This window comes from Ruegeria sp. SATB045, from assembly GCF_059613525.1.
Map to the genome: position 1 here is coordinate 1 of NZ_JBXWSR010000005.1, position 1,225 is coordinate 1,225.

Below are 1,225 nucleotides of genomic sequence, written 5' to 3' on the forward strand. Positions count from 1 at the left end.
CTAAGTTGAGGTTCGCCGCTGCGGTAGTTCGCTGGGTTCGGAACCATAGGACTCTTCCGCGGTCACGGAATCTGGGATTTCATCCCGCTTGAACTTTGTAATTCCAATACCAATCAAAACGACGGGTGTGATCCAGAGCAGGACGGCGTAAGGCGCTATCGAAAGAACGCCTATGCCCATTGTGCCCGCCACAAAGGCGCCATGAACGTTCCACGGAATCAATGGTGAAAAAATGGACCCTGATCCCGCTATTGCTGCTGAGGCGACATATGGTTCCAGACGAGCCTTTATATAGCGTTCTCGATAGGTCGCTGAATTTAGTATTATCGACATGTAAGGATCTGCCGTAGCCGCGTTCAAGCCAATTCCAGTTACTGCTGTAGCGACAATCAGACGTGCGCCGCCAGTGGCCCATGCCAGCAGCGGAGCAAGCAAGCGCCTAAGCATCCCGGTAAACTCGACCAGCGCTCCAAATGCAGCCGCAACGAGTATCAACCAAATAGTCGGCAACATGGACACAACGCCACCGCCTACGAATGTGGAGTCGAGTGTTTCACTCCCGCTGTTTAGTGAAAATCCGCTGCCTAATACTTCAAGTGAAAGTTTAACCCAACCTCCCAACGCTCCAAGGCCCTCGTCGATCATTAGCGCGTCAATCAGATCCTGCTGTGTAAATGCAGCGAGTACTGCCGCAGTTATTGCTCCTGCCATTAGCGACAAGAACGCGGTCGTCCGCGCCGACAGCACGAGAACCAAGATGAGTGGCAAGAATGAGATGAAAGACACGGTAAAATGCTCGTCAATAGCCTGGAGTATTTGAGCACTGTCATAGTTGTCAGACATACCGTGTCGCCAACCAAGAAAAAGGAAAAGCACTGCGCTAGCAATCCAGCCAGGCGCAAGGACAGTACGTAGCGCGCGTGCGTGGTCCTTAGCTTCGGCACCCACCACCGATGCCGTGAGAATGAAGGTATCCGAAATTCGACCTAGGCTGTCCCCCGTAAACGCTCCACAAACGGCAGCGGCTGCTGTGACCAGTGGAGAAACATGCATAGCTGGTGCGAGAGCTACAAACGGCAAACCCACAGCGGCTATCGTGGTGAATGAACTTCCAATTGCAAACGAAAGACCAGATGCGACCACAAAGACGATTATGTACAGAAAGCGCGGCGAACCGTATTGAGCTCCGAAATAAATCACTGAAGCAATCGTCCCAGACATAAAA

The 1,225-nt window shown here is 52.2% G+C and carries 1 protein-coding gene; it reads right to left on the reverse strand.

Annotated features, from left to right (window positions below):
• Positions 1-1,225, reverse strand: a 1,225-nt coding sequence (locus AC2FNR_RS00740) for a Na+/H+ antiporter NhaC family protein (protein ID WP_496847650.1), incomplete at its 5' end; no start/stop codon positions are given.